General features: G+C 53.9%; 19 protein-coding genes and 3 tRNA genes. 17 read left to right on the top strand and 5 right to left on the bottom strand.

All coding sequences use genetic code 11. The annotated features are described in order from the left end of the window. Positions 1-97 precede the first annotated feature (97 nt). The 3 genes from epmA (at position 98) to J4617_RS12375 (ending at position 3,169) form a co-directional block, all read left to right on the top strand. Positions 98-1,075, top strand: a complete 978-nt coding sequence (gene epmA / locus J4617_RS12385; protein WP_000004797.1) for an elongation factor P--(R)-beta-lysine ligase — start codon at positions 98-100, stop codon at positions 1,073-1,075. A gap of 225 nt (positions 1,076-1,300) precedes the next feature. Further along, a complete protein-coding gene (gene yjeM, locus J4617_RS12380; RefSeq protein WP_000149872.1) occupies positions 1,301-2,803 on the top strand; it encodes a glutamate/gamma-aminobutyrate family transporter YjeM in 1,503 nt (500 codons plus the stop codon). A 51-nt stretch (positions 2,804-2,854) separates the two neighbouring features. Further along, positions 2,855-3,169: a YjeO family protein gene (locus J4617_RS12375; RefSeq protein WP_000074661.1), complete on the top strand. Its 315-nt coding sequence runs from the start codon at positions 2,855-2,857 to the stop codon at positions 3,167-3,169. A 66-nt stretch (positions 3,170-3,235) separates the two neighbouring features. Here J4617_RS12375 and mscM read toward each other — a convergent pair whose 3' ends face one another. The 3 genes from mscM to rsgA all read right to left on the bottom strand — a co-directional run bounded on the left by mscM (position 3,236) and on the right by rsgA (position 8,693). Continuing rightward, entirely contained in the window at positions 3,236-6,562 is a 3,327-nt protein-coding gene (mscM, locus tag J4617_RS12370; RefSeq protein ID WP_001236755.1) for a miniconductance mechanosensitive channel MscM, read from the bottom strand. An 18-nt stretch (positions 6,563-6,580) separates the two neighbouring features. After that, positions 6,581-7,549: an archaetidylserine decarboxylase gene (gene asd, locus J4617_RS12365; protein ID WP_000934949.1), complete on the bottom strand. Its 969-nt coding sequence runs from the start codon at positions 7,547-7,549 to the stop codon at positions 6,581-6,583. A gap of 91 nt (positions 7,550-7,640) precedes the next feature. After that, positions 7,641-8,693, bottom strand: a complete 1,053-nt coding sequence (gene rsgA / locus J4617_RS12360) for a small ribosomal subunit biogenesis GTPase RsgA (RefSeq protein WP_000041945.1) — start codon at positions 8,691-8,693, stop codon at positions 7,641-7,643. Positions 8,694-8,799: 106 nt separating this feature from the next. Here rsgA and orn point away from each other — a divergent pair, with 106 nt between their 5' ends. Continuing rightward, a complete protein-coding gene (gene orn, locus J4617_RS12355) occupies positions 8,800-9,345 on the top strand; it encodes an oligoribonuclease (protein WP_001271546.1) in 546 nt (181 codons plus the stop codon). Between the two features lie 61 nt (positions 9,346-9,406). Here the strand turns inward: orn and J4617_RS12350 are convergent, their stop codons facing one another. Further along, entirely contained in the window at positions 9,407-10,147 is a 741-nt protein-coding gene (locus tag J4617_RS12350; RefSeq protein ID WP_208290694.1) for an arginine ABC transporter substrate-binding protein, read from the bottom strand. Between the two features lie 275 nt (positions 10,148-10,422). On the opposite strand from J4617_RS12350, the gene J4617_RS12345 reads away from it, so the two are divergent. The 3 genes from J4617_RS12345 (at position 10,423) to J4617_RS12335 (ending at position 10,962) form a co-directional block, all read left to right on the top strand. Beyond that, positions 10,423-10,498: transfer RNA gene (locus tag J4617_RS12345), tRNA-Gly, on the top strand. 156 nt (positions 10,499-10,654) lie between these two features. Further along, positions 10,655-10,730: transfer RNA gene (locus tag J4617_RS12340), tRNA-Gly, on the top strand. Between the two features lie 156 nt (positions 10,731-10,886). Further along, a tRNA-Gly gene (locus tag J4617_RS12335) sits at positions 10,887-10,962 on the top strand. 269 nt (positions 10,963-11,231) lie between these two features. Here J4617_RS12335 and queG read toward each other — a convergent pair. Further along, positions 11,232-12,371, bottom strand: a complete 1,140-nt coding sequence (queG, locus tag J4617_RS12330) for a tRNA epoxyqueuosine(34) reductase QueG (protein WP_001615111.1) — start codon at positions 12,369-12,371, stop codon at positions 11,232-11,234. Here queG and nnr point away from each other — a divergent pair. From nnr to J4617_RS12280, 10 genes are all read left to right on the top strand, one after another. After that, positions 12,370-13,917, top strand: a complete 1,548-nt coding sequence (gene nnr, locus J4617_RS12325; protein ID WP_017465784.1) for a bifunctional ADP-dependent NAD(P)H-hydrate dehydratase/NAD(P)H-hydrate epimerase — start codon at positions 12,370-12,372, stop codon at positions 13,915-13,917. The genes queG and nnr overlap by 2 nt on opposite strands. Continuing rightward, positions 13,889-14,350, top strand: a complete 462-nt coding sequence (gene tsaE / locus J4617_RS12320; protein WP_000981984.1) for a tRNA (adenosine(37)-N6)-threonylcarbamoyltransferase complex ATPase subunit type 1 TsaE — start codon at positions 13,889-13,891, stop codon at positions 14,348-14,350. The genes nnr and tsaE overlap by 29 nt, the downstream gene beginning before the upstream one ends. A 16-nt stretch (positions 14,351-14,366) precedes the next feature. Then, positions 14,367-15,686, top strand: coding sequence for an N-acetylmuramoyl-L-alanine amidase AmiB (gene amiB / locus J4617_RS12315; protein ID WP_000640370.1), 1,320 nt, complete (start codon positions 14,367-14,369; stop codon positions 15,684-15,686). 9 nt (positions 15,687-15,695) lie between these two features. Continuing rightward, a complete protein-coding gene (gene mutL, locus J4617_RS12310; protein ID WP_001122540.1) occupies positions 15,696-17,552 on the top strand; it encodes a DNA mismatch repair endonuclease MutL in 1,857 nt (618 codons plus the stop codon). Further along, positions 17,545-18,495, top strand: coding sequence for a tRNA (adenosine(37)-N6)-dimethylallyltransferase MiaA (gene miaA, locus J4617_RS12305; RefSeq protein WP_001000736.1), 951 nt, complete (start codon positions 17,545-17,547; stop codon positions 18,493-18,495). The genes mutL and miaA overlap by 8 nt, the downstream gene beginning before the upstream one ends. A gap of 82 nt (positions 18,496-18,577) precedes the next feature. Beyond that, positions 18,578-18,886, top strand: a complete 309-nt coding sequence (hfq, locus tag J4617_RS12300; RefSeq protein ID WP_001051875.1) for an RNA chaperone Hfq — start codon at positions 18,578-18,580, stop codon at positions 18,884-18,886. 71 nt (positions 18,887-18,957) lie between these two features. Next, entirely contained in the window at positions 18,958-20,238 is a 1,281-nt protein-coding gene (gene hflX / locus J4617_RS12295) for a ribosome rescue GTPase HflX (protein ID WP_000460338.1), read from the top strand. Between the two features lie 214 nt (positions 20,239-20,452). Next, the gene (gene hflK, locus J4617_RS12290; protein WP_000312505.1) at positions 20,453-21,712 is read left to right on the top strand and encodes an FtsH protease activity modulator HflK; all 1,260 of its coding nucleotides are present in this window, start codon (positions 20,453-20,455) and stop codon (positions 21,710-21,712) included. Positions 21,713-21,714: 2 nt separating this feature from the next. After that, positions 21,715-22,719 carry a protease modulator HflC gene (gene hflC, locus J4617_RS12285; protein ID WP_001232417.1) on the top strand — a complete coding sequence of 335 codons (1,005 nt, stop codon included), beginning with the start codon at positions 21,715-21,717 and terminating at the stop codon, positions 22,717-22,719. A 78-nt stretch (positions 22,720-22,797) separates the two neighbouring features. After that, a complete protein-coding gene (locus J4617_RS12280; RefSeq protein WP_001089290.1) occupies positions 22,798-22,995 on the top strand; it encodes a DUF2065 family protein in 198 nt (65 codons plus the stop codon). Positions 22,996-23,070 lie beyond the last annotated feature (75 nt).

Genomic DNA, 23,070 nt, shown 5'->3' with positions numbered 1-23,070 from the left:
ACCCTCCAGAAGGCGCCCGATACGCCTGCGCAAAATTTGTTTCGCCCGCGCGTTGCGAGTAGACTTCGTGACCTTGTCTTAAACTGGAGAAAGAATCATGAGCGAAACGGCAACCTGGCAGCCGAGCGCGTCCATCCCCAATTTATTAAAACGTGCGGCGATTATGGCGGAAATCCGTCGTTTCTTTGCCGATCGTGGAGTGCTTGAGGTTGAGACGCCCTGCATGAGTCAGGCGACGGTCACAGACATTCATCTGTTCCCGTTCGAAACGCGTTTCGTCGGACCTGGCCATTCCCAGGGGATGAACCTCTATTTAATGACCAGTCCGGAATACCATATGAAACGCCTGCTGGCGGCAGGGTGCGGTCCGGTTTTCCAGCTATGCCGCAGTTTCCGTAATGAAGAGATGGGACGACATCATAATCCGGAATTCACCATGCTGGAGTGGTATCGCCCGCATTACGATATGTACCGCCTGATGAATGAAGTGGATGATTTGCTTCAGCAAGTGCTGGATTGTCAACCTGCGGAAAGTCTCTCCTATCAACAGGCGTTTCAGCGCCATCTGGAGATTGACCCGTTATCAGCAGATAAAACGCAACTGCGTGAGGCGGCGGCAAAGCTTGATTTAAGCAATATCGCCGATACGGAAGAAGACCGTGATACGTTGCTGCAACTGCTGTTCACGATGGGGGTTGAGCCGCATATAGGTAAAGAAAAGCCGACCTTTATTTATCACTTTCCGGCAAGTCAGGCATCGCTGGCACAAATCAGTACCGAGGATCATCGCGTCGCCGAGCGCTTTGAGGTGTACTACAAAGGTATTGAGCTGGCGAATGGTTTCCACGAACTGACGGACGCACGTGAGCAACAACAGCGCTTTGAACAGGACAATCGTAAGCGCGCCGCGCGCGGTCTGCCGCAGCAGCCGATTGACCAAAATCTACTGGATGCGCTGGCCGCCGGTCTACCGGATTGTTCCGGCGTGGCGCTGGGTGTTGATCGTCTGGTGATGCTGGCGCTGGGAGCAGAAAGCCTGGCGGACGTGATTGCTTTTACGGTCGATCGGGCGTAAATCTGAAATTCACTCTTTCGCGAGATAAAATGGCGCAATAAGCGCCATTTTGTAGCATATTTTTTCAATTATCCTCTGTTTGCCACAACATAAGGCTGGAACTTTGATGCCATTTAGGTATCAATCCTGTGTTGATTTTTTTATCGCTGACCTTTGTAAAAAAGAAGGCGGCGTCAATCGGTGAGCGGCGTCTGGCAAACGCGCTCGAGCGTAAGGGATGGTTGAATGACCCACACGATAAAAAAGATGAGCCTTATTGGGCTTATCCTGATGATTTTTACTTCTGTTTTTGGTTTTGCGAATAGCCCGTCGGCATTTTATTTAATGGGGTATAGCGCAATCCCGTGGTATATATTTTCTGCCTTGCTGTTTTTTATTCCATTCGCCTTAATGATGGCTGAAATGGGTTCCGCTTATCGCAAAGAAGAGGGCGGGATCTATTCGTGGATGAATAATAGCGTGGGGCCACGTTACGCGTTTATTGGCACGTTTATGTGGTTTTCATCGTATGTCATATGGATGGTAAGTACGGCGGCAAAAATTTGGGTACCGTTTTCTACTTTTGTTTTTGGCGCCGATATGACGCAGCACTGGCGTATTGCAGGGCTTGAGCCTACGCAGGTTGTCGGGCTGCTCGCCGTCGGCTGGATGATTCTGGTGACGTGTGTCGCCGCCAGAGGGATCAATAAAATTGCGCGAATTACGGCGGTCGGGGGTATTGCCGTAATGTGTCTTAATTTAGTTTTATTGTTAGTGAGTGTCGCTATTTTGTTATTAAATGGTGGGCATTTTGCACAAGAGATTAATTTTACCTCGTCACCGAATCCGGGTTATCACTCCGGCCTGGCAATGTTGTCATTTGTGGTATTTGCTATTTTTGCTTACGGCGGTATTGAGGCTGTCGGCGGACTGGTGGATAAAACCGAGAAACCGGAAAAGAATTTTGCGAAAGGTATTGTTTTCGCGGCCATTGTGATTTCAATTGGTTATTCTTTGGCGATCTTTTTATGGGGCGTCAGCACTAACTGGCAACAGATATTAAGTAATAGCGCCGTTAACTTAGGGAATATCACCTACATTTTGATGTCGAGTTTAGGCACGACATTAGGTAACGCGTTAAACCTTTCTCCGGACGCAGCGATGACGGTGGGCGTCTGGTTTGCGCGTATCACCGGTCTTTCTATGTTTCTGGCTTATACCGGCGCGTTTTTTACGTTGAGCTATTCACCGCTGAAAGCCATTATTCAGGGGACGCCAAAAGCGTTATGGCCCGCGCCGATGACGACACTGAACGCTAACGGTATGCCGGCGACCGCTATGTGGCTACAGTGCGTGCTGGTGAGTCTGTTTATTTTGCTGGTCTCTTTTGGCGGTGACACCGCATCGGCGTTTTATAACAAACTCACGCTGATGGCGAACGTCTCAATGACCTTGCCATACCTGTTCCTTGCGCTGGCATTTCCCTTCTTTAAAGCGCGTCAGGATCTGGAGCGGCCATTTGTTCTCTTTAAAACCAAAGCCTCTACCCTGGTCGCGACGGGTGTTGTGGTGCTGGTGGTGACGTTTGCCAACGTCTTTACCATCATCCAGCCGGTGATTGAAGCTGGGGATTGGGACAGCGCCTTGTGGATGATCGGTGGGCCGATCTTCTTCTCGCTGCTGGCGATGGCGATTTATCAGAATTACAGCAGCCGCATGAGCGCTGATCCGGAGTGGGCGGCGGAGTAATCTTTGTCCGGATAGCGTTAGCTCATCGGCTTTATGAAAAGGATATTTATAATGAGTCCGAAAATGTTTGCATTGTGCGCTATCTGGCTTTTACTGGCTATCCCACTCATCGCTGTATTTTCAGTCCTGGATAAAGAGTGGATGATTGGCGAGAGTGGGATAAACAACATTTGTGATGTGATGAGAACTGTCGAAAATGATGATTCCAGAGGTTTTGGCGCGATGATGACGCTGCCCCTGTTTTTCCCGTTTTTTTACGTTACTGTGTATAAGAAAATACGTAGTTGGTTTTTGTACTGTGTCGCGTTGGTGATATTTGCTTACTGGTCCTGGCAATTCTTCCTGCGCTATCAGTTTTGTGTGTGATCTATGCTAAAAGACCTGATAAGCCTATGTCATCGAGTCTTTTAGCGTCATCCGGCGCCATTGCGTTTACAAACTCCCCGCCGGGCGGCTGGTTTTACCCGCTGACGTTAACGTTCTCCCCGTTTGTTTACCGCCGAGGCTCTCCAGACGCATCTGGAACGGCGGGAACGGCATATCAATACCGTGCTCGCGGAAGCCCGCCAGAATCAATTGGTGGATCTCATGGCGTAATGGCATACGGTGTCCCATTTCCGCGGCATAGATACGCAGTTCGAAAATCTGAATACCCTGCTGGAGATCCACCAGAAAGATTTCAGGCGGCGGGTTATCAAGCACCAAAGAACAGCGCTGCGCCGCCGTCAGCAGAATTTGCGTCACCTCTTCGCTATTGGCATCCGCTGGCGCCGGGATGGTTAACACCACGCGCGTAACGGAGTCAGACAGCGACCAGTTGATAAACTGTTCGGTGATAAAGGCTTTATTCGGCACGATAATCTCTTTACGATCCCAGTCACTGATAGTGGTGGCGCGGGTATTGATTTTGGTCACGCTGCCGGTGAGATCGCGAATGGTCACCGTATCGCCGATACGAATCGGCTTTTCAAACAAAATAATCAGGCCGGAGATAAAGTTAGCGAAAATTTCTTGCAGGCCAAAACCAAGCCCAACGCCGAGCGCGGCCACCAGCCATTGTAGCTTCGACCACTCAATGCCGATCATCGAGAAACCGACCAGCCCGCCAATCAGCATTAACAGATATTTGGTGATGGTCGTGATGGCGTAACCGGTACCAGGCGTTAAATCGAGATGCTGTAATAACGCCAGTTCCAGCAGCGCAGGCAGATTACGCACCAACTGCGTGGTGATGATAAAGACCAGAATCGCAATGAGCACCGCCCCCAGAGTAATCGGCTCCAGGCTTTCCACGCCTTGCACCGTAGAGGTGACATCCCACAGCGAAATATTCTCCAGGAAGCCGAATGCCGAGTGGATTTCCGACCACAGTACAATTACCGATAGCAGGGCGATAAGCATCAGAATTGAGCGGACCAGACGCAGCGACTGAGCGCTAATAGCGTCAAGATCGATTTCACTTTCATCGATGTCGACCGCGCCTTCCAGGCTGGAGGAGTGCGCCGGTTCTTCTTCGCCGCGCGCGCGCTGCGCCAGCATTTCCGCCCGACGATGTTTGGCGCGGTCAAAAGCCAGTCGGCGTCGTTGGATCAGCATCCAGCGGCGAATGACGTGATAGATGACCAGCAACAGGAACCAGATGGCGACCGAGGTTTCCAGTCTCGCCAGTAGCGCCTGCGCCGTGGCCAGATAACCCACCGCCGCCGCCAGAATCGCGATAAGCGGCGCGCCCATCAGCATATTCCACAGCAGGCTGTTGACCATGTTGTCGCCGTTGCCTTCTTTATCAAGATAGAGCGGGATGCCCGCTTTTTTCAGACTCAGCGTGACCAGCGCCAGCGCGCCGCATATCAGGATGAAGCAAAGGCGGCCCAACGAGCCGGAAAACTCCCGATCGTTAAGATTATCAAACATGATCACTGCCATGATGAGCGGCACGATCAGCCCAATGCTCATCAGGTAGTAGCGCATCGCTTTCGCTACCCGGTTTCGCGGCCAGCCGAAATGCGCCACAAACAGACCATTAGGACGGGCAAAAGCGGCGCAAATCATGACTACCCACAACAGCGGTACTGTCGCCGTCACGCCATCACCGATGGCGACGGCCAGCGGATACGGCCAGGCTTCCTGTAGACCATAGCCGAGCGTCGCCCACAAGACCGGCAGCGGCGAGGCGACCAGAATCGACCAGAACACCGTTCGCAGCGTCAGCGAGAAGTGATCCTGGGTGACTTTCCCGACGCGCGAGGCCGAGCGCTCAAGGAACCGGTTGAAGTGTTGGCGTGAATAGAGGCTAAACCCGACCAGCGCCAGCGCGCCGAATAACGGCAGTAGCGTCTCTTTGCTGGTCAGCATCATGATGCTGGCTTTACCTAACTGATTAAACGTATCTAATGAGATAAGCCGACGTAAATCCTGAACCAAATCAACAGGCCAGGAGAGCGATAGCGGGCTAACGTCAGCGGTCCAGAACAGATAACGGTGGGTCGCTTCATTAACCTCTTTAAGCGCATCCTCCAGTTGGCTGTTGGAGACTTTCAGTTTGGTCAACTCCAGGATCAGCGTGTCGCCGCCCTGTAACAACGAGTTGAGCAGCTCGCGCTGAGTGCGAAGCTGGGCGTCAAGAATCTGGTTTTGCTCGGCGGTCAGCGGCTGTCCATTGGCCTGACGTATTTGCCGTAGCTGCGGCTGTTTATTGAGTAACTCTTCATAGCGCATACGGTGGACGCGTAGCTGCGCCATTTCCGTATCAAGCTGCTGCGGCTTAGGCATCTCTGGCAGACGGGCGACCTGCGCACGCAGCGCTTCGCCAAGCATGTTGGACACGCCAAGCCATTGCGACTGCTCCCGCAGCGTATTGAGCGCCTGACGCACCTGTAACGTTTGGCTGGTGGCCTGTCGCTGCTGCGAGGCGACCAGATCCATCCGCTGCGCTTGTTGATTGAGCGCCTGTGACAGCTCGCGGTTGACTTTAAATTGTTCGACGATGCCTTCCGGCAAACCGGCGCTGTTTTCCGCCAGCAGCTCAGTGCTTTCCAGCGCGCGTTCCGCTTCACGTTGGCGCAGGCTATTGAGCTGATTGCGCAGCGCCTGAAGATACGCATCCAATTGCTGACTCTGTTTTTCCGCCAGCTCGGAACGCAGACGAGCCAGTTCCTGACGGTTGTTGGCGGACAGTTGCGCCAACTCCAGTTCGTCGACTAACGCTTTTAGTTTGGCGGACTCCGCCTGCATACTGAGACTTTGCGCCTGGCTAAGCGCGGCACTTCCGCCTGCGGCGCCGAGCCGTCGCTCAATCTCATTAAGCTGGCGACGGGCGTCGTTTTGCTGTTGGGGAAGCTGGCTGAGCGAGTCGGCGATCTCCCTGACGCGCTCCTGTTCCTGTTGCGCCTCGCGGGTTTTATCCAGTAGCTGGCTGCTAACCTGCAAGATCTCCTGATTTAACGCTTCGGTGGACATCTCTGGCGGTACGCTGCGAGGTTCATCGCGCAGATTATTCAACTGGGCGCGCAAGGTGGCGGATAGCTTAGGGAAATTATCAATAACGTGTTGATATTGTTTCGCGCGCTCAAGCGAGCCTTTTCGCTCTTCAAGCGCGTTTAACGCAGTCTGGAGCGCCTCAACGGCTTCCGGCTGAGCGGGCTTCGCCGCTTTTGCCTGCTCCAGTTCCTGCGTGATTTGTTTGGCGTCGGGGGCCGTTGCGGCGAAGGCCCCCGTGCTGAGGCACCAGGCCATCAGAAAAGCGATAATCAGGCGCACGTCAGCATTCTCTCTTGATTAGGTGTCGTCTTTTTTATTGTCAACCAGCGGGCTGGCGTCGTGTTCGGCTTTAATTTCTTCAGCCGGCAGCGGAGCAGGTTCTACCTCCGGCGCGACGAATGTTTCGGTCGACGTCGCCAGCGGTTGGCCAATTTTGGTAACGGACAGGCTTGCCAGCGACGCGATCAGATTCACTTTCCCCGGCGCAAATAAGTTGATGACCGTGGAACCCAGTTTAAAGCGTCCCATCTCCTGGCCTTTCAACAAGGCGACAGACCCTTCATGTTCGCCTTCTGGCCAGGTCCAGCGCTTGATGATGCCTTCGCGCGGCGGGGTAATGGTCCCCGCCCAGACGGTTTCGATACTGCCGACAATAGTTGCGCCGACCAGAATCTGCGCCATAGGCCCGAACTCGGTATCAAACAGACAGATAACGCGCTCGTTGCGGGCAAACAGGTTGGGGACGTTTTGCGCGGTCAGATGGTTAACGGAGAACAGATCGCCCGGTACGTAGATCATTTCGCGCAGGATGCCGTTGCATGGCATATGCACGCGATGGTAGTCGCGAGGGGAGAGGTAAGTGGTCACAAACGTGCCGTTGCGGAACTTATCCGCCATCAGGTAGTTACCCGCCAGCAACGCCTCAAGGCTGTAATTATGGCCTTTGGCCTGTAAAATTTTATCTTCTTCGATACGACCCAACTGGCTTATCACGCCGTCGGCAGGCATCACCAGGATGTTAGGATCGGTATTGAGCGGACGCACGTCATCACGCAGCGGACGAACAAAGAAATCATTGAACGTACGATAGCTGGCGGTATCCGGTTTTTGCGCCTCGGTCATATCGACTTTGTAATACTTTACGAAGAGATCGATAACCAGTTTTGTCAGCCATCCTGCTCGTTTGCTTGCGCCCCAGCCCGCCAGGCGAGTGAGCCATAGTTTCGGCAGAATGTATTGTAGCGAAAGTTTAAATGAGTTTAACAAGGTAGCCTCCAGGCCATTGTTGTTCCTGAACCGGCAGTTATACCGGTATCCTGAAAAAAGGGGACGATTCTAACGACGCCTAGCGTATCTGTCAGTCGTCCGTATCAGAAAAGTTTTTACGCGTTTTTACCTGCGCCATACTTTCAAGAATTCGGTGATAATTTTCGAAACGGGTTTCCGCAATAGCGCCGTTCTCTACCGCTTCGCGAATGGCGCAGCCTGGATCGGCATCATGCTTGCAGTCCCGGTATTTGCAATGTCCCAAATAGTCATGAAATTCGACAAAGCCCTGGGTGATTTGTTCCGGCTCCAGATGCCATAAGCCGAACTCGCGCACGCCGGGGGAATCAATGACATCGCCGCCATGCGGGAAATGATACAGACGAGCAGCGGTAGTGGTATGTTGACCCAGACCGGAGACATTCGACACATCGTTCGTCAGAATCTCGTTCTGTAAGCCGAGTAGAGCGTTTAGCAGACTGGATTTTCCGACGCCGGACTGCCCGGCAAAAATACTGATGCGACCGGTTAACGCCTCTTCCAGCGGTTTCAGACCATCCTGCGTATGGCTGGAGACCATCAGCACGCGATAGCCGATATTGCGGTAGATATCCATCTGCTCATTAACGAAGTCCATACCTTCGTCGTCCAGCAGATCAATTTTATTGAGTACGATAAGCGGCTCAACCTGTAGGGTTTCACAGCCGACCAGATAGCGATCGATGATATTCAGCGACAGCTCCGGCAAAATCGCGGAGACGATAACGATTTGGTCAATGTTGGCGGCAATAGGCTTCACGCCGTCGTAGAAGTCCGGGCGCGTCAATACCGAGGTGCGCTCATGCACCGCTTCAACGATGCCTTTTACGTTGACGCCCTCTGCGGCGGCTTTGCCCGGACGCCAGACGACGCGATCTCCCGTCACCAGCGAACGGATAGTGCGGCGGATATTGCAACGGTGAACCTCGCCGTCAGCAGACTCCACATCGGCATGCATACCAAAACGGCTAATGACGATACCTTCTGCAGGCTCGCCAAACAGGTTGTCATCGTAGTCGGCTTTCTCCGCGGACGTTTTTAAACGACGCTGGTGATTGGCGTTCACACGGCGCTGCTGGCCTTTGGAGAGTTTATTTTTGCTCAATCGTACTGGCTCCTGGTCGCCCATAGTGGGCAAAACATCTATGATACACGCAATTGTAGATGAATATAGTCACAGTGAATGTGACCTCTGAAGGGTGGAAAATAGCATGAGTGCCGATGAAAACAACCTGATTTGGATCGATCTGGAGATGACAGGTCTGGACCCCGAACGCGATCGCATTATTGAGATAGCCACGCTGGTGACGGATGCCAGCCTGAACATTCTGGCGGAAGGGCCGACGATTGCGGTACATCAATCCGATGCGCAACTGGCGTTAATGGATGACTGGAACGTGCGCACCCATACCGGTAGCGGCCTGGTAGATCGCGTTAAGGCAAGTACGATGGGCGAACGAGACGCTGAACTGGCGACGATTGAATTTCTGAAAACGTGGGTGCCTGCGGGTAAGTCGCCGATTTGCGGTAACAGCATCGGTCAGGATCGTCGTTTTCTGTTTAAATATATGCCGGAACTGGAGGCCTACTTCCACTATCGCTATCTGGATGTCAGTACGCTCAAGGAACTGGCGCGCCGCTGGAAGCCGGAGATTCTGGCCGGCTTTACCAAGCAGGGCACGCACCAGGCGATGGATGATATTCGCGAGTCGGTGGCGGAGCTGGCTTACTACCGCGAGCATTTCATTAAGCTGTGAGGCGTAACATGCCGGATGGCAACGCCAGAGCGTCTCATCCGGCAGCTCTCCCGCCACTGAATTACTGCGTAAACCATTTCTCTTGCATTTGCGCATATTCCGGCGACGCTTTCACCTTGTCGAGCGCGGCATTAATTTCTTGCAATAGCGCGTCGTTGCCTTTGCGTACCGCAATGCCTAACCCTTTTCCGTAGTAGTCAGGATCGCTGGCGCGTTCATCCATGATGGCGTAATCCGGATTGTTTTTTAGCCACTTACCAATCGCGGCGACATCGCCAAACACGCCCTCAAGACGGTTGTTTTTCAGATCGGTAAAGGCGTTTAGATAGCTGTCATAGGCGACAGGTGTGATAGCTTGTTGTTTATCCTGCAAATAGCGCTGATGCGTTGTACCGTTTTCCAGACCGACTTTTTTGCCTTTCAGATCGGCAAAAGTGTGATAAGCCCCTTTACGCGTGACGATTACCGCCGATAGACCTTCGTAATAGGGTTGGCTAAAGGAGACCTGCTGCTCACGTTTGGGCGTCATATCCATACCGGCGATCACCGCATCAAACTTTTTGAAGCGTAGGCCGGGGATCAGACTATCAAAGCTCTGGTTAGTGAATGTGCACTCCGCTTGCATCTCTTTGCAGACCGCGTTGGCGACATCAATATCGAAACCAACAATTTTATTATCGGCATCGACAAACTCATAGGGCGCATAGGTGGCGGAGGTGCCAAAATGTAATGTTCTGGCGGAAACGGAAGCGGCGTGAACGGAGAGGCTGGCTAACAGCATGACAATAAGTTTTTTTTTCATCTTGATCCCTGATATCAATTGGATGTTGTGGTCACCGTGCTATTCTTTTTTTGGCGCAGGGTGCTATTCTGATTCTGTGCCTTTAGGCGTGGCGTGAAAAGTTTTTTGTTGCATAGCGCACGCTTTGCTCGTTTTTTGTCTTGTTTGGTGATTTAATCAGCATTCAAACAAAAATCGCGAAAAAATGCGTTCAGGGGCTTGCAGCTAAATGGATTTCTCGTATAATGCGCCTCCCGTAACGACGCAGAAATGCGAATTACGACAGCAACAAATTTGCGGGAATAGCTCAGTTGGTAGAGCACGACCTTGCCAAGGTCGGGGTCGCGAGTTCGAGTCTCGTTTCCCGCTCCAAAATTTGAAAGTACTTGTTAAGTACATACCACCAATCGCAGGATTTCGAATTGCGACAAGGCGGCAACTGAATGAGTCCTCAGGAGCTTACTGAAGTAAGTGACTCAGGCGAATGAAGGCAGCCAACGCAGTAGCGGTTCGAAAGACGAAGATTATGCGGGAATAGCTCAGTTGGTAGAGCACGACCTTGCCAAGGTCGGGGTCGCGAGTTCGAGTCTCGTTTCCCGCTCCAAAATTTGAAAGTGCTTGTTAAGCACAGACCACCAATCGCAGGATTTCGAATTGCGACAAGGCGGCAACTGAATGAGTCCTCAGGAGGTTACTGAAGTAAGTGACTCAGGCGAGTGAAGGCAGCCAACGCAGTAGCGGTTCGAAAGACGAAGATTATGCGGGAATAGCTCAGTTGGTAGAGCACGACCTTGCCAAGGTCGGGGTCGCGAGTTCGAGTCTCGTTTCCCGCTCCAATTCTTATCTACAGTAAAATTATCCACAACGAATATCGCGTTGGGGCACGTTTTGTTCCGCTTTCGTCAGATCCTTGTAAACAGACTTATCCACAGGGCGGCCCATTGCTCCTGGAATGCAAAAAATTATACCTGACGCGTAGAATTTCTATAATTTACTGAAAAATATAGAAAAAATAAGATTTCAAAACGTTAGCGTTATTGTCTGTTCCTTTTTTCCCTCTTGAATCGCAATGTGTTTTTATTTTTATACACAGCCTGTGAATAATTCAGGCATCGCGCACCAGCCCTTTTTCAATCACCCTGACCAGACGCTGTTTTTTCGGTAGCTGCACTTCAATGATGCAGGCGTTGCGCTTTTCAATTTGTTGCGCAATCGCCCATTCGATATGCTCATCGAGAAGTGGATGCTCACCCTTGCGGCTTTCCAGCGCCGTAATGACGGCATTACTCCACGGCGCATTCCCCAGCGCGACGGCAACATTGCGCAGCCAGCGTAAATGACCAATGCGCCGAATCGCAGAACCTTCAGTGACTTTCAGAAACTGCGCTTCGCTCCAGCTAAACAACTCAACCAAATCTGGGTTATGCAGCGCCTTGCGTGGGCTAAAATCTGCTTCGTCGGTCAACTGAGAGTAACGATTCCACGGACAGATAAGCTGGCAGTCATCGCAGCCGTAAATACGGTTGCCTATCAGTGGGCGAAATGCTTCCGGAATAGCGCCTTCCAGCTCAATGGTGAGATAAGAAATACAGCGCCGCGCGTCCACCGTATACGGTTCGACAATCGCCCCGGTCGGGCAAATGGTCATACAGGCGACGCATTTGCCGCAACCTTCCTCGACCGGCTGGTCGACCGGCAGCGGTAAATCAATCAGCAATTCCCCCAGGAAAAAGAATGAGCCCGCCTCCCGATTAAGGATAAGTGAGTGCTTACCCGTCCAGCCAAGTCCGGCTTTTTCCGCTAATGGGCGTTCAAGAATAGGCGCAGAGTCGACAAACGGTCTAAAATTCAGCGAACCGCAGTACTGCTGGATCTGCTCGCCCAGTTTTTTAAGGCGGCTGCGTAACAGCTTGTGATAATCACGCCCCAGCGCATATCGGCTAACGTAGCCCAGCGTGGGATCCTTCAACGTACTGGCAAACGCGGCGTTGGCGGGCAAATAGTTCATGCGCACGCTGATGACACGTAGCGTACCGGGTAAGAGTTCATGAGGCCGGGCGCGCATCATACCGTGGCGCGCCATCCATGCCATCTCGCCGTGGTATTGTTTGTCCAGCCACGCCTGCAGCGCAGGTTCGGATGCGCGCAGATCGGTATCAGTAATACCGACCTGCTGAAAGCCCAGCTCCAGCCCCCACTGCTTAATATTTTGCGCTAACTGATTGAGATCGAGGGGCTTTGACATGATGGACCATAACATGAAGAAAAACCCTGTAAGTATACCACACTCCATTTGGCCCGCCGATGACATCAAACGGCTGGAACGCGATGCGGCGGATGCCTTCGGACTCACACTCTATGAATTGATGCTGCGCGCTGGCGACGCGGCATTTCGGGTAGCCCGTGACAGTTATCCTGACACCCGACACTGGCTGGTGTTGTGTGGTCATGGCAACAACGGCGGCGATGGTTACGTTGTGGCGCGACTAGCGCAAGCGGCGGGCATTAGCGTAACGTTGCTGGCGCAGGAGAGCGACAAACCGTTGCCTGAAGAAGCGGCGCAGGCGCGCGATGCCTGGCTGAATGCTGGCGGCATTATCCATGCTGCCGATATTATCTGGCCGGAAGCGACGGATCTGATTATCGACGCGCTGCTTGGCACCGGCATAGCCCAGGCGCCGCGCGACCCGGTAGCCGGTCTGATTGAACAGGCGAACGCTCATCCTGCGCCGGTTGTCGCCGTCGATATCCCGTCAGGTCTGCTGGCGCAAACGGGCGCCACGCCTGGCGCGGTGATAAGCGCCGCGCATACGGTCACGTTTATCGCCCTGAAACCAGGCCTGCTGACCGGCAAAGCGCGTGACGTTACCGGCATATTGCATTATGACGCGTTGGGACTGGAAGGCTGGCTGGCAAGCCAGACGCCGCCGCTCCGGCGTTTTGACGCGACGCAGTTGGGGCAATGGCTAACGCCGCGTCGACCGACCTCGCATAAGGGCGATCATGGTCGTCTGGCGATTATCGGCGGCGACCAGGGAACAGCGGGCGCAATTCGGATGGCTGGCGAGGCGGCGCTGCGTACGGGGGCTGGGTTGGTCAGAGTACTGACTCGCGGTGAAAACATCGCGCCGTTGCTGACGGCCCGCCCGGAACTGATGGTACATGAACTCACGCCTCAGTCGCTAGAAGAGAGCCTGACCTGGGCTGACGTTGTGGTGATCGGCCCGGGGCTTGGGCAGCAGGAATGGGGCAAAAAAGCCTTACAGAAAGTAGAAAACGTCCGTAAACCTATGCTGTGGGATGCGGATGCGTTGAACCTACTGGCAATCAATCCTGATAAACGTCACAATCGCGTGATTACGCCGCATCCGGGAGAGGCAGCCCGCCTGTTAGGATGTTCTGTGGCAGAAATTGAAAGTGATCGCTTACTTTCAACACAGCGTCTGGTAAAACGGTACGGAGGCGTGGTCGTGTTAAAAGGCGCAGGAACGATTATTGCCGCTGAACACCACCCTCTGGCTATCATTGACGCTGGTAATGCAGGGATGGCGAGCGGCGGGATGGGCGATGTCCTGTCCGGCATCATCGGCGCATTGCTCGGACAGAAGTTTACCCCGTATGATGCGGCATGTGTGGGATGTGTGGCTCACGGCGCGGCGGCGGACTTACTGGCAGCGCGTTATGGCGCTCGCGGCATGTTGGCGACCGATCTTTTTACTACGCTGCGGCGTATTGTTAACCCTGATGTGATTGACGTAAACCATGATGAATCGAGTAATTCCGCTACCTGACGAACAGGCGACGCTAGACCTGGGGCAACGGGTAGCCAACGCCTGTGATGGCGCGACCGTTATTTATCTGTATGGCGATTTAGGTGCCGGTAAAACGACGTTTAGCCGGGGATTTTTACAGGCGTTAGGCCATAACGGTAATGTAAAAAGCCCCACCTATACGCTGGTAGAGCCTTATGCGCTTGATAACATGATGGTATATCACTTCGACTTATACCGTCTTGCGGACCCGGAGGAGCTGGAGTTTATGGGCATTCGCGATTATTTCGCCAACGACGCCATTTGTCTGGTGGAGTGGCCGCAACAAGGTAAAGGCGTTCTCCCCGACCCGGACGTCGAAATCCATATTGATTACCAGGCGCAGGGGCGTGAGGCTCGCGTAAGCGCGGTATCCTCATCGGGTCATTCGTTACTGGCGCGTTTAGCCGATTAGCTATAAAGGTGGCGGGATGATTTATCGCATCAAAAATGCCGTAATAGCAGCCTTAATCCTGCTGTGCGCGCAGGCGGGCGCCGCCAGTCTCTCTGATATTCAGGTGTCCAACGGCGAGCAGCAGGCGCGCATTACGCTGAGTTTTATCGGCGAGCCGGAATATGCTTACTCACAGGACGGTAAACGTACCGTGGCGCTGGATATCAGGCAGACCGGCGTGATTCAGGGGCTGCCGCTTCAGTTTAGCGGTAACAATCTGGTAAAAACGATCCGTGCCGGAACGCCGAAAGATGCGCAATCTTTACGGTTGCTTGTCGATCTGACGGAAAATGGTAAAACCGAGGCGGTGAAGCGGCAAAACGGCGGCAACTATACGGTCATTTTCACCATTAATGCCGATGTTCCGCAGCCACCGCCGCCTGTCGTCGCGAAACGGGTTGAAAGCGCGCCTCGCCCGACGGAGCCTGCCCGTAATCCGTTTAAATCTTCTGATGATCGCCTGACCGGCGTAACCAGCAGCAATACCGTTACGCGGCCTGCGGCGCGCGCGTCAGCAGGCGCTGGCGATAAAGTGGTGATTGCTATTGATGCCGGGCATGGAGGCCAGGATCCCGGTGCGATAGGCCCGGGCGGTACGCGCGAGAAAAATGTCACCATCGCCATCGCGCGTAAGTTACGCACATTACTGAATAACGATCCGATGTTTAAAGGCGTGCTGACGCGTGACGGCGACTATTTTATTTCGGTGATGGGGCGGTCTGATGTGGCGCGTAAGCAAAACGCCAACTTTCTTGTCTCTATTCATGCGGATGCCGCGCCAAATCGCGACGCCACCGGCGCCTCCGTCTGGGTATTGTCCAATCGTCGCGCGAACAGCGAAATGGCAAACTGGCTTGAGCAGCATGAGAAGCAATCCGAACTGTTAGGCGGCGCTGGCGATGTGCTGGCGAACAGTCAGTCAGACCCTTACCTGAGCCAGGCGGTACTGGATTTGCAATTCGGTCATTCGCAGCGGGTAGGGTATGATGTGGCGACGAACGTACTAAGCCAACTCGACGGCGTGGGGTCGCTGCATAAACGTCGCCCGGAACACGCGAGCCTGGGCGTGCTGCGTTCGCCGGATATCCCGTCCATTTTGGTGGAGACGGGTTTTATCAGTAATCACGGCGAAGAGCGATTGCTGGCGAGCGACCGCTATCAGCAGCAGATTGCTGACGCTATATACCGGGGGTTGCGTAAGTACTTTGCAGCGCATCCGATCCAGTCTGCGCCGCAGGGCAGCCCAGGCCAGACGGCCAGTACCAACCAGCCTGGCGCCATAACCGCCGCGAATTAAGGAGATTTCATGCCGATTCAGGTTCTGCCGCCGCAGCTTGCGAACCAAATCGCCGCTGGCGAAGTGGTGGAACGCCCTGCGTCGGTTGTTAAAGAGCTGGTAGAGAATAGTCTGGATGCAGGCGCTACCCGCGTTGATATCGACATTGAGCGTGGCGGCGCGAAGCTTATTCGTATTCGCGACAATGGCTGCGGCATTAAAAAAGAGGAGCTGGCGCTGGCGCTGGCCCGTCATGCCACCAGTAAAATCGCCTCGCTTGACGATCTGGAAGCGATTATCAGTCTGGGATTTCGCGGCGAAGCGCTGGCGAGTATCAGTTCGGTCTCGCGTTTGACGCTAACGTCGCGCACGGCGGAGCAGGCGGAAGCCTGGCAGGCGTATGCGGAAGGGCGTGACATGGACGTGACGGTAAAACCCGCCGCGCACCCGGTCGGCACCACCCTGGAAGTTCTGGATCTCTTTTACAATACGCCCGCCCGGCGCAAATTCATGCGTACCGAAAAAACGGAATTTAATCACATCGATGAGATCATCCGTCGTATTGCATTGGCCCGTTTTGACGTCACGCTTAACCTGTCGCACAACGGCAAATTGGTACGGCAGTATCGCGCTGTCGCAAAGGACGGGCAAAAAGAGCGCCGGTTAGGCGCCATCTGCGGCACGCCGTTTCTCGAACAGGCACTGGCGATCGAGTGGCAGCATGGCGATCTGACCCTGCGCGGCTGGGTCGCCGATCCGAATCACACCACCACGGCGTTAACGGAGATCCAGTACTGCTATGTGAATGGCCGCATGATGCGCGACCGCTTGATCAACCATGCCATTCGCCAGGCCTGTGAAGATAAACTGGGCGCGGACCAACAGCCTGCGTTTGTGCTGTATCTGGAGATTGACCCGCATCAGGTGGATGTCAATGTTCATCCCGCCAAGCACGAAGTGCGTTTTCATCAATCCCGGCTGGTGCACGACTTCATCTATCAAGGGGTGCTGAGCGTTCTGCAACAGCAGACGGAAACGACGCTGCCGCTGGAGGACATTGCGCCAGCGCCGCGCCATGTCCCGGAAAACCGTATCGCCGCCGGGCGCAACCATTTTGCTGTACCCGCCGAGCCAACTGCGGCGCGCGAGCCCGCGACACCGCGTTATTCCGGCGGCGCATCGGGCGGTAACGGCGGGCGTCAGTCCGCAGGTGGTTGGCCGCACGCGCAGCCAGGTTATCAGAAGCAGCAGGGCGAGGTTTATCGCGCGCTTTTACAGACGCCGACGACGAGCCCCGCGCCGGAGGCGGTTGCGCCTGCGCTTGACGGACATAGCCAGAGTTTCGGTCGCGTACTGACGATAGTCTGCGGTGACTGCGCGTTGCTGGAACACGCGGGGACTATCCAGCTCTTGTCGCTGCCGGTTGCGGAGCGTTGGCTGCGTCAGGCGCAGCTTACACCGGGTCAAAGTCCGGTTTGCGCGCAGCCGTTGCTGATTCCACTGCGTTTAAAAGTGAGCGCCGATGAAAAAGCCGCGCTGCAAAAAGCCCAATCTTTGTTGGGAGAATTGGGTATTGAATTTCAGTCAGATGCGCAGCATGTGACCATTCGGGCGGTGCCTTTACCCTTACGACAACAAAATTTACAAATCTTGATTCCTGAACTGATAGGCTACCTGGCGCAACAGACCACATTTGCAACGGTCAATATTGCACAATGGATAGCGCGTAATGTGCAGAGTGAACATCCGCAGTGGTCGATGGCGCAGGCCATATCGCTGCTGGCGGATGTTGAGCGGCTATGTCCGCAGCTGGTAAAAGCGCCGCCGGGTGGCCTGTTACAACCTGTTGATTTACATTCGGCGATGAATGCCCTGAAGCATGAATGATGTAAGCAAGGCGAGCCTGCCTAAGGCGATATTTTTGATGGGGCCGACGGCCTCCGGCAAAACGGCGCTGGCGATAGAACTGCGTAAAGTTTTGCCAGTAGAGTTGATAAGCGTTGATTCCGCCCTCATTTATCGGGGAATGGATATTGGCACGGCTAAGCCGAATGCCGATGAGCTGAAAGCGGCGCCGCATCGACTGCTGGATATACGCGACCCGTCGCAGGCGTATTCGGCGGCGGATTTTCGCCGCGACGCGTTAGCGCAAATGGCGGAGATCACCTCTGCGGGGCGTATCCCGCTGTTAGTGGGCGGTACCATGCTGTATTTTAAGGCATTGCTGGAAGGGTTATCGCCGCTGCCTTCAGCAGATCCGGAAGTCAGATCCCGGATAGAGCAGCAAGCAGCGGAGCTTGGATGGGAGGCGTTGCATCAGCAACTTCAGGAGATAGATCCGGTTGCCGCCGCGCGAATTCATCCAAATGATCCGCAAAGACTTTCCCGGGCACTGGAAGTTTTTTTCATTTCGGGTAAAACTTTAACGGAGCTAACGCAAACGTCAGGAGACGCGCTACCGTACCAGGTGCATCAGTTCGCTATCGCCCCGGCGAGCCGTGAACTGCTCCATCAGCGCATTGAACTGCGTTTTCATCAGATGTTGGCTTCAGGTTTTGAAGCAGAAGTCCGGGCGCTTTTTGCCCGAGGAGATTTGCATACGGACTTGCCTTCCATCCGTTGTGTGGGATACCGCCAGATGTGGTCATACATTGAGGGCGAAATCTCATATGATGAAATGGTTTATAGAGGTGTTTGCGCCACGAGACAGTTGGCGAAGCGCCAGATGACCTGGTTGCGCGGTTGGGAAGGGGTGCGCTGGCTTGACAGTGAGAATCCCGATCGGGCGCGAAAAGAAGTATTACAGGTTGTTGGTGCTATCGCAGACTGAATGTGTACAATTGAGACGTATCGTGCGCAATTTTTCAGAATCGAAAGGTTCAAAGTACAAATAAGCATATAAGGAAAAGAGAATGGCTAAGGGGCAATCTTTACAAGACCCGTTCCTGAACGCATTGCGTCGGGAACGTGTTCCAGTTTCTATTTATTTGGTGAATGGTATTAAGCTGCAAGGTCAAATCGAGTCCTTTGATCAGTTCGTGATCCTGTTGAAAAACACGGTCAGCCAGATGGTTTATAAGCACGCGATTTCTACTGTTGTCCCGTCTCGCCCGGTTTCCCATCACAGCAACAATGCCGGTGGCGGCGCCAGCAATAACTACCATCACGGTAGCAACGCGCAGGGTTCTACTGCGCAACAGGACAGCGAAGAGACTGAATAAGTTCACGCGCTGTTTATCCATGTCGGGGGCGTCGGATAATCGCCCCCGCTGGTTATTAAGAGGGTTTACGCTTGTTTGACCGTTATGATGCCGGTGAGCAGGCGGTACTGGTACACATCTATTTTTCGCAAGACAAAGATATGGAAGACCTCCAGGAGTTTGAATCTCTGGTCTCTTCCGCCGGTGTCGAAGCAATGCAGGTGATTACCGGTAGCCGTAAAGCACCGCACCCGAAGTACTTTGTAGGTGAAGGTAAGGCAGTTGAAATTGCGGAAGCCGTGAAAGCGACTGGCGCAGCGGTCGTATTGTTTGATCATGCATTGAGTCCAGCCCAGGAGCGAAACCTGGAGCGTTTGTGCGAGTGCCGGGTTATCGATCGCACCGGTCTTATCTTAGATATTTTTGCCCAACGTGCGCGTACCCATGAAGGTAAGTTGCAGGTTGAGCTGGCACAGCTACGCCATCTGGCTACGCGTCTGGTGCGTGGCTGGACCCACCTTGAACGTCAGAAAGGCGGGATTGGTTTGCGCGGTCCGGGTGAAACCCAGCTCGAAACCGACCGTCGTTTACTGCGTAATCGCATTGTGCAGATTCAGTCGCGCCTGGAGAAAGTTGAGAAGCAACGTGAGCAGGGGCGGCAGTCGCGCATCAAGGCCGATGTTCCGACGGTATCGCTGGTGGGCTATACCAACGCCGGAAAATCCACCCTTTTTAATCAGATCACTGAAGCGCGGGTCTATGCGGCAGATCAGCTATTTGCGACGCTGGACCCCACATTACGTCGTATTGATGTAGCGGATGTCGGTGAAACCGTTCTGGCGGATACGGTAGGCTTTATCCGCCATTTACCGCACGATCTGGTGGCTGCCTTTAAAGCTACCCTGCAGGAGACGCGTCAGGCGACGCTGCTGCTGCATGTGGTCGATGCGGCGGATGTTCGTGTGCAGGAAAACATCGAGGCGGTAAACACCGTTCTTGAAGAGATTGACGCTCACGAAATCCCCACCTTAATGGTGATGAACAAAATCGATATGCTGGACGACTTTGAACCGCGTATCGACAGAGATGAAGAGAATAAACCCATCCGCGTTTGGCTTTCAGCGCAAAGCGGCGTGGGGATACCACAGCTTTTTCAGGCTTTGACGGAGCGTCTTTCCGGCGAGGTGGCGCAGCATACGCTGCGTTTGCCGCCGCAGGAAGGGCGTCTGAGAAGCCGGTTTTATCAGCTTCAGGCAATAGAAAAAGAGTGGATGGAGGAAGACGGTAGCGTCAGTCTGCAGGTACGAATGCCGATTGTCGACTGGCGTCGCCTCTGTAAACAAGAACCGGCGTTGATCGAATACGTGATCTAGACGCGAAGTCATTCAGGTCGTATTGAGGCGGTAGCTGAGAGAATCTCAGGGGCTCACAACGAAGTGACCTGGGGTAAAAAAGCCGCCACTCAAGGCGTAGCCTGAAAGATGATGTCTGTAACGGCGGTTCGTCTGAAGCATGGAGTAATTTCGCCTTATCCTCTGAGGTCGAAAGACAACGGGGATCACCGCATAACAAATATGGAGCACAAACATGGCGTGGAATCAGCCCGGTAATAACGGACAGGACCGCGACCCGTGGGGAAGCAGCAAACCTGGCAGCAACTCTGGGGGAAATGGAAACAAAGGTGGCCGCGATCAGGGACCTCCCGATCTGGATGATATCTTCCGTAAGCTGAGTAAAAAACTCGGTGGTTTTGGGGGCGGTAAAGGCACCGGTTCCGGCGGCGGTAGCTCATCGCAAGGCCCGCGTCCGCAACTGGGAGGCCGTATTGTCGCCATCGCGGCGGCGGCAGTAGTCATTATCTGGGCGGCCAGCGGCTTTTATACCATTAAAGAAGCCGAGCGCGGCGTTGTAACGCGTTTTGGTAAATTCAGCCATCTGGTAGAGCCAGGTCTGAACTGGAAGCCGACATTTATTGACGACGTTACGCCGGTGAACGTCGAAGCGGTGCGCGAACTGGCGGCGTCAGGCGTGATGCTGACGTCTGATGAAAACGTCGTGCGCGTTGAAATGAACGTGCAATACCGCGTCACCGATCCGCAGAAATATCTGTTTAGCGTGACCAGCCCGGACGATAGCCTGCGTCAGGCCACCGACAGCGCGCTGCGTGGCGTCATTGGTAAATACACGATGGATCGCATCCTGACCGAAGGTCGTACCGTTATTCGTAGCGATACCCAACGCGAGCTGGAAGAGACTATCAAACCGTACAACATGGGGATTACCCTGCTGGACGTGAACTTCCAGGCTGCGCGTCCGCCGGAAGAGGTGAAAGCCGCCTTTGACGACGCGATTGCCGCACGTGAAAACGAGCAGCAGTACATTCGTGAAGCGGAAGCGTATACCAACGAAGTTCAGCCGCGCGCCAACGGTCAGGCGCAGCGTATTCTGGAAGAGGCACGCGCCTATAAAACCCAGACTATCCTGGAAGCGCAGGGTGAAGTCGCCCGGTTTGCGAAGATTTTGCCGGAATATAAAGCTGCGCCTCAGATTACACGCGAGCGTCTGTATATTGAAACGATGGAAAAAGTGCTGAGCCATACCCGTAAAGTACTGGTTAACGACAAGAGCGGTAATTTAATGGTGCTGCCGTTAGATCAGATGCTGAAAGGCGGGAATGCGCCGGCGGCAAAGAGCGACAATAGCGCCAGCAACCTGCTGCGCCTGCCGCCGTCCACAAAGTCTAACGCCAGCGGAGCAAGCAACACGTCGTCCTCAAATCAGGGCGATATTATGGACCAACGCCGCGCGAATGCGCAGCGTAACGACTACCAGCGTCAGGGGGAATAACGATGCGTAAGTCAGTTATTGCGATTATCATCATCGTGCTGGTAGTGCTCTACATGTCCGTCTTTGTGGTCAAAGAGGGCGAGCGCGGCATTACGCTGCGTTTTGGTAAAGTTCTGCGTGACGATGAGAACAAACCGCTGGTTTACGCGCCGGGTCTGCACTTTAAGATCCCGTTTATTGAATCAGTGAAAATGCTTGATGCGCGTATCCAGACGATGGATAACCAGGCCGATCGCTTTGTGACTAAAGAGAAGAAAGACCTGATTGTCGACTCCTACATCAAATGGCGTATCAGCGACTTTAGCCGTTACTATCTGGCGACCGGCGGCGGCGATATTTCGCAAGCCGAAGTGCTGTTAAAACGTAAATTCTCGGACCGTTTGCGTTCTGAGATTGGTCGCCTGGACGTAAAAGACATCGTGACCGATTCTCGTGGTCGTCTGACACTGGAGGTGCGCGACGCGCTGAACTCCGGTTCAGCCGGTACCGATGATGAAGTAGCGACCCCGGCGGCGGATGACGCGATTGCCGAAGCGGCGGAACGCGTTACGGCGGAAACCAAAGGTAAAGTACCGGTCATCAACCCGAACAGTATGGCGGCGTTGGGTATCGAAGTGGTCGATGTGCGTATTAAGCAGATCAACCTGCCGACCGAGGTTTCTGAGGCGATTTACAACCGTATGCGCGCCGAGCGTGAAGCGGTCGCGCGTCGTCATCGCTCACAAGGTCAGGAAGAAGCGGAAAAACTGCGTGCGGCTGCTGACTATGAGGTGACGAAAACTCTGGCGGAAGCCGAGCGTCAGGGGCGTATCATGCGTGGTGAAGGTGATGCTGAAGCCGCGAAGCTGTTTGCCGACGCGTTCAGCCAGGACCCTGATTTCTACGCGTTCATTCGTAGTCTGCGCGCTTACGAGAAGAGCTTCGAAGGTAATCAGGACGTGATGGTACTGAGCCCGGACAGCGATTTCTTCCGCTACATGAAGACACCGAGTTCGACGACACGCTAAAATAGCGTCAGCGGTTTTAGACCAGCAAAACCACCGCATCCAAAGGATGCCGGTGGTTTTCTTTTATAAGGGCGATAAATGAATTCAACAATCTGGTTGGCGCTTGCTCTGGTATTAGTCCTCGAAGGGCTGGGACCGATGCTGTATCCCGGCGCATGGAAAAAAATGGTTTCGGCACTGGCGCAACTGCCGGAAAATGTTTTACGTCGTTTTGGCGGCGGACTTGTGGTCGCGGGAGTTGTGGTCTACTACATGTTGAGGAAAACGATTGGCTGAGCAAAAAGTGGTCGGATTTGCCGCAGATTGAGTGCAAAAAGTGCTGTATATCTGAAAAAGCGATGGTAGAATCCA

The sequence above is a fragment of the Salmonella sp. 32010601201800023SM genome (assembly GCF_017572235.1).
Lineage (GTDB): Bacteria > Pseudomonadota > Gammaproteobacteria > Enterobacterales > Enterobacteriaceae > Salmonella > Salmonella enterica.
The sequence above is the reverse complement of the archived record's forward strand: the minus strand, read 5'-3'. Positions and strand labels throughout refer to the sequence as shown.

Bases quoted from the DNA above. Each gene is read 5' to 3' on its own strand.
- J4617_RS12350 (WP_208290694.1), bottom strand. From the start codon at position 10,147: ATGAAAAAAAAACTTATTGTCATGCTGTTAGCCAGCCTCTCCGTTCAC.
- J4617_RS12375 (WP_000074661.1), top strand. From the start codon at position 2,855: ATGAGTCCGAAAATGTTTGCATTGTGCGCTATCTGGCTTTTACTGGCT.
- tsaE (WP_000981984.1), top strand. From the start codon at position 13,889: ATGATGAATCGAGTAATTCCGCTACCTGACGAACAGGCGACGCTAGAC.
- hflC (WP_001232417.1), top strand. From the start codon at position 21,715: ATGCGTAAGTCAGTTATTGCGATTATCATCATCGTGCTGGTAGTGCTC.
- amiB (WP_000640370.1), top strand. From the start codon at position 14,367: ATGATTTATCGCATCAAAAATGCCGTAATAGCAGCCTTAATCCTGCTG.
- nnr (WP_017465784.1), top strand. From the start codon at position 12,370: ATGATGGACCATAACATGAAGAAAAACCCTGTAAGTATACCACACTCC.
- mutL (WP_001122540.1), top strand. From the start codon at position 15,696: ATGCCGATTCAGGTTCTGCCGCCGCAGCTTGCGAACCAAATCGCCGCT.
- miaA (WP_001000736.1), top strand. From the start codon at position 17,545: ATGAATGATGTAAGCAAGGCGAGCCTGCCTAAGGCGATATTTTTGATG.
- hflK (WP_000312505.1), top strand. From the start codon at position 20,453: ATGGCGTGGAATCAGCCCGGTAATAACGGACAGGACCGCGACCCGTGG.
- J4617_RS12280 (WP_001089290.1), top strand. From the start codon at position 22,798: ATGAATTCAACAATCTGGTTGGCGCTTGCTCTGGTATTAGTCCTCGAA.
- epmA (WP_000004797.1), top strand. From the start codon at position 98: ATGAGCGAAACGGCAACCTGGCAGCCGAGCGCGTCCATCCCCAATTTA.
- queG (WP_001615111.1), bottom strand. From the start codon at position 12,371: ATGTCAAAGCCCCTCGATCTCAATCAGTTAGCGCAAAATATTAAGCAG.
- orn (WP_001271546.1), top strand. From the start codon at position 8,800: ATGAGTGCCGATGAAAACAACCTGATTTGGATCGATCTGGAGATGACA.
- hfq (WP_001051875.1), top strand. From the start codon at position 18,578: ATGGCTAAGGGGCAATCTTTACAAGACCCGTTCCTGAACGCATTGCGT.
- yjeM (WP_000149872.1), top strand. From the start codon at position 1,301: ATGACCCACACGATAAAAAAGATGAGCCTTATTGGGCTTATCCTGATG.